At 56.0% G+C, this 5,337-nt stretch carries 3 protein-coding genes and 1 pseudogene; 2 read left to right on the plus strand and 2 right to left on the minus strand.

The window, feature by feature from the left end; translation table 11 throughout:
* Window positions 1-86 precede the first annotated feature (86 nt).
* Window positions 87-374 (plus strand): Rossmann-fold NAD(P)-binding domain-containing protein, encoded by a 288-nt coding sequence (locus HMPREF2765_RS00170; protein WP_204371245.1) that lies wholly within the window; start codon window positions 87-89, stop codon window positions 372-374.
* 908 nt (window positions 375-1,282) lie between these two features.
* On the opposite strand, the gene abc-f is transcribed toward HMPREF2765_RS00170, so the two are convergent.
* Window positions 1,283-2,752 carry a ribosomal protection-like ABC-F family protein gene (gene abc-f / locus HMPREF2765_RS00175; RefSeq protein WP_005987409.1) on the minus strand — a complete coding sequence of 490 codons (1,470 nt, stop codon included), beginning with the start codon at window positions 2,750-2,752 and terminating at the stop codon, window positions 1,283-1,285.
* A 261-nt stretch (window positions 2,753-3,013) separates the two neighbouring features.
* Window positions 3,014-4,300 (minus strand): MFS transporter, encoded by a 1,287-nt coding sequence (locus tag HMPREF2765_RS00180; protein WP_005987410.1) that lies wholly within the window; start codon window positions 4,298-4,300, stop codon window positions 3,014-3,016.
* Window positions 4,301-5,144: 844 nt separating this feature from the next.
* Between HMPREF2765_RS00180 and HMPREF2765_RS09290 the strand changes: the two are divergent.
* Window positions 5,145-5,337: pseudogene (locus HMPREF2765_RS09290) on the plus strand (hypothetical protein); the annotation flags it as partial.

The raw sequence follows: 5,337 nt of genomic DNA on the forward strand, positions 1-5,337 counted from the left end.
TCATCCGCACATGTGCGGATGAATGTGGGAGGTGTTCGGATAAAGTTGATAATCAAGGTGAAGTCTCCAGCTCCAGCTACATGGATGTGTTCTATCCGAAGTACCAGGTGACCTGGGATATGATGAACGTTGCCGGTCCGAACAGCATGTTCATGCACTGCCTGCCCGCCAACCGTGGCGAGGAAGTCGTCGACGAGGTCATGGACGATCCCGAGCGCTCCCTGTGCTGGGTCGAGGCCGAGAACCGCAAGCACTCCATTCGCGCCATCCTGGCCACTCTGTGCCCCCAGAGCGAGCCCGACGAGCAGAAGGCTGCGGCATACCGCGCCACCATCAATGAGCGCATGGCCGCTCTCGGTAAGCACGGTCTGTAAGACGTACCAGGTCGGGCGAGCTACGGCTCGCCCGCCTTCGCAGGAGATGGGCGACCTCATGGCCATCGGCGAGGAGAACTGCAAGGTCTCCGACGACAACCGAGTGCATCAAGGGCGCCGACTTCATCTACACCGACGTGTGGTATGGCCTGTACGATGCTTTCTGATGGGCGGCAGCAGATGCTTGTCTCTTGCTGCCCATCATCTGCGCCACTGCGCGTAGGCACTGGCGCCCTGTCTGAAGTTAAACAGACCTTTCGAGTGTGCACGAAGTGATTGCGCCAACAACGAAGCCCCAACCTGCTCGCTAACTCATGGGCAAGCCACCTGAGACTACTCATTTCCCCTACTAGCAATGAAGGCCTGCAACCTGCAGTTTTGCAAACTGCTTGAAAGGCGCCTGCGTTGATTCACTTCCTATTGCAGCTGGCGGCTCGCACACGAAAAGGCACTTGAGTTTCAAAGCGGGCGTTTTCGTCGATATCGAGCCTCCAAAGGCGGCTCTCCGTGCCCCTTGGGACAAAAATAAAAACTCAATACTCTGAGTTTGAAAATGGTTTTTGAAGTTGTCCCAGCTTTTGTCCCCGAAGCCGATGAAACACGACATAGTGTTACTTGGCGGCACTCGGTTTGAGACGGCATCGAAAACTGAGGACAACTGGAATGTCGGGACAGTAAAACTGAAGCCATCGAGTGGGAGTAGGCCGATAGGGTTCTGACCTGCGATTTTGAGTGCCGCACTGTGCCGCTGAGTTTCGTTTCGTACGAGAGTCATGACAAAGCCACCAGCGACGGAGATGAGTAAAAGCGATTAAAGAGCCTCCGTTCCCTGCGTTGGGACGGAGGCTCTTTCTTTGCCGTTTTACTCCCTTGTCTCCGTTCGGGGATTATTTCTTGCTCATTTAGGGCTATTCGCGCTGAAAGATTTTGACTAGCTTGGTGTCCTTTATTTCGTAGACAATGTCTGCGACGTTCTCGACCAGCCTCTTATCGTGGGAGACGAACACTATCGTTCCGGCATAGGCGCTCATCATCTGCTCGAGGGCTTCGGCGCTCTTGATGTCCAGGTAATTTCCAGGCTCGTCCATGAGCAAGATGTTGTATCTGCCCAGCAGCATCTTCGCGAGTAGCAGCTTGATGACTTCGCCTCCCGAGAGAACGCCAACGTCCTTTGTCAGGTCGCGCGGTCCGATTCCCATAGAGGCGAGGATGCCTCGAATTTCGGTCATGCTGTACTCGCAACCATCCTGCATGAACGAGATCGCAGACTGACGGGCGTCGAACTTGTAGCCTGTTTGCTCGAAGTAACCGATCTCTGCCTTGGGAGAGATGTTGATACCGTCGGCGCGTCGAGCGATTGCCTTCAGCAGGCTGGTCTTTCCTGTACCGTTGCCACCGGTGATGGCCACTTTGGCACCGAGCGGTATCTCGAATTTCGCGTGGTCATAGAGCATGCAGTTGCCGAAGCTCAAGCTGAAATCGTCTGCCGAGATGGGAAATTTACTATGCAGTTCCAGGGCCTTGCTCTGGCGGAACCGCACGGCGCGAATGCTATCTGGGGCCTCAATCCCTTCGAGCGCTTCGAGGCGCTTCTCCATGTCCTTAGCCGCCTGGTACATCCTCTTCTGTTTGGTGCCGGTTGCTTTCTGATGCCCCAATCGACCTGCATACTCGTTGCTTTTTTTCGCAGCCTTCCGCTTGGCGTCGACCTGCCGTGCTTTTTTCCGTTGTTTTTCGATGGCGGCTTCGAGGCGATCGCGCTCGCGCATCGCCTCTTCGTATCGAGTCGCCTGAGCTTTGCGCTCTTCTTCTTTCTGTCGCAGATAGTCGGAGTAGTCACCCCAGAATTCGGAAATACCGCCGTCTTTGAGCTCCCAGATCTTGTCTACCACCTGGTCGAGAAAATGACGGTCATGGCTCACGATGAGCAGAGCCCCATCAAATGCCTTGAGTTGTCCGACGAGAAGGCGGATGCCGTCTTGGTCGAGGTGGCTCGTAGGCTCGTCGGCGAAGATCGCGCTTGCATGCTGGGAGAGTGCAGAGGCAATCTTGGCGCGTGTTTCCTCCCCGCCGCTCATCGTCTCCTGCGCCACTCCGGCGACGTTGAGACGGGAGAGCATCTCACCACTGTCCTGAGCCGCATCAAGGTCGAGTTCATCGAGTTGGCCGATGAGGGCAATGCTGCCGAAGCGCCTGACGTCGGCGTCCGCAATGGTAAGATTGCCGCTCAGAATTTTAAGCAGGCTGGTTTTGCCTGCGCCATTGTCTCCCACCAAGCCGATGCGATCGTAGGAGTAGATTTCCAACTCTTCGATATCTAGGATATCGCGGCCGGCATATTCCAAAAAGATGTCTTTAGCTTTGACTATGAGTTCCATAGGTTGAACCGCCTTTTGTGTATTAGCGTTTTACTGGAAGCGCAGCCATGCCAAAAAAGATTGCTCACGTCGATTTTTCGCCTTTGCCCAATTGCCGGCGCGAGCGTTTTGACCTTGCGCAAGCCGGCAAATCCGAAAATGATAGTTGGCGACGAATAAGGAGCGCGATGCGGAATGTCGGTGCAATACCTCGTCGTCGCAAGGGCTTGAAGGCTGACGCTTGAACCGATGGCTGCTGCCTCTTTTTTTCGAATACTTGGGCTATTGAATCTGCCCGGTATCTCTTTTCCCCGCGTTTCGGACGCTCGGAGCAAGCAGCATAGCCATCGCAAGCAGTACCATGGTCGCTCCAGAGCCGACGAACCATAACGGAGCTCCAAGCAGATCCGCAAAAACGGAGGGGGCTGCGAGGCCCATGGGCATGGCCCACGCCATGATGGTTCCGTAGAGGCCGAAAACGCGGCCTAGGTACTCAGGAGGTATCTGCTCCTGCATAAGGGCAGTCTGGGTTCCCGCGTACAACGGGGAGCATGCGCCCATAAGAAAGCTCACCGGCAGGAAAGCAGCGAACAATGACGGGCCGAGCGATCCGGATACGATTGCGGCAATGCCGAAGCCGGCAATCGCGGCGACCATGGTGAACGACCTATTGCGGAACCCTCCCGTGGCCGCCAAAATGCCGGACCCAGCCAGCATGCCTGCAGAAAAAAGGATTTCCACCAAAGCGGCATCCCCCGTGCTACCGCCAAAATGCCCCAAGGTCATTATTGGGAACAATGCCGCGAGCGGAGAGAACGCGAAAGCGAAGACGAACCCGCACCAAAGAAGGGCGAACAGCCCCCTGTACTCCCTAATCAGCTTGTAGCCGTCCGAAATCTCAGAGAAGAGCTCTCGAACCTTATTGGAAAAGGACAAGCTGCGGTCGGCTTCATCGAGGCCCCCTGCGTCTATCTGTGCGGCGAGGACGGCTAAAGAAGCGAAAAGCGCTCCCAGCACGTCGAGGACAATCATAGCGGTAATGCCCGCCACGGGATAAATCACTGCTGCAAGCGCGGCGCCAAGAATGTATCCGCCGGACTGAATCGCCTGAGTCACCCCCGATAGGCGAACGAGATGCTCTGGCGGGGCGAGATGGGGCGTGAGAGATTGGGAGGCTGGCGTGTAGAACGAAGTACCAACTGCACGGAGAAACAGGGCGATGAGAATTAGCCATGCAGGTAAGCTGCCGGCCAACGAGGCAATCGCCAAGGCGGCACCCACCGCGGCAATGAAGAGGTCGGCGCCGATGAGGACACGTTTCAAAGGCAGTCTGTCGACAACGGCGCCCGCAAGGATTCCGAACAAAGCAATCGGCAGAAAGCCTGCCAGCGATGCTAAGGAGAGGAGAGAAGACGACCCTGTCGTGAGGGCGAGATGCCAAATAAGACCCATTTGGAGAATCGAACTCGTCAATGTCGAAACGAGCTCCCCGCCCCATACGAAACAAAGCTTGAATTGCCATGAATGGCACAGCAGAACAGACCTGCCCCGAGAGGTTTCAAATATCATGGTTATGTCCAATCGTGAAATGGCGTGCAGAAAAACAGCGCGACGCCACAACAGCGCCGCTTTCTAGGCGCTCATCCACGTGCGGAAAAGACCAACCACGACACCCCTCCTTTGTTAATTCGGTCTGGCAAACCATGTAATATGTAATATTAACGAGGCTTGAGTTTGCCTGTCAAGAATCGAGCATCGGTAAGGGCAATCCTCTCTGGCCATTCGATTCCTTTTGTATCTTTGGTTGCATAGGTGACCCGCCAGGGCTATTACGCGTGGAAGAGGCGCCTGCCGAGCTGGCCGATGAGGCGCTGAAGATGGCCCTGGTCAGGCGAAACGATCCCAAGGGATGCGTACATCATTCGGATAGTAAGAATGTTGCCAGCAGGTTTTGCGGCAACCGCAAAGGAGCCGTATCCTGCAGCTGGAATCACGTTGCAGCATCCTGACCCGCATTCCGATTGGCGGACGGCCCGCTTCGGCATCCTGACCAGCACAGCGATCGAGCCTTGTCATTCCTTGGATATGCCGGTTGCTCGGGGCGGTCCCGACGGAGGCCCTCGCCTCCCCGGTCCGTGACCCAAGAAGGGCAAGCATGCTGATCTGCATGGCTGGTTCCTCCTTTATGTAGACGACCATGCAAAGAAGGGACAACCGAGGAGGCAGGTTACTGATGCGGGCTCCCGCACGCCCATGACTACCCGACGGGCTGTTTTTCATCTCCGATGCCCGCATTGCAGCATGAACGAATGTGCCTCGACATCTCTGCTGGCATGGTACGACTGGGATCGCACCTCGACGCATCCTTGCGCATACTGCCTTCCAAGTTTCGAAACCGGGAAGGAAAGTGTATGTGAGCGACGATATCGGCGCCGATTCGACGCTCGAGAGGGAGATTGCGCCGATTCTATCCATCGGGGATGCATTCCCGAAGATTCTCATCACTCGCACGAGGCATGAGCCCCATACCCGGGAGGGCGTGCTCGTGCTGAATTTCGCGAGGTGGCTGCTTGGCGGGTCAAGTCCTGTGGAGTGGTGTAATCGTT

Source organism: Rothia sp. HMSC062H08 (assembly GCF_001810775.1).
Taxonomy (GTDB): Bacteria; Actinomycetota; Actinomycetes; order Actinomycetales; family Micrococcaceae; genus Rothia.

Coding starts and splice junctions, on each gene's coding strand:
- abc-f (WP_005987409.1), bottom strand. CDS start 2,752: ATGGAACTCATAGTCAAAGCTAAAGACATCTTTTTGGAATATGCCGGC.
- HMPREF2765_RS00180 (WP_005987410.1), bottom strand. CDS start 4,300: ATGATATTTGAAACCTCTCGGGGCAGGTCTGTTCTGCTGTGCCATTCA.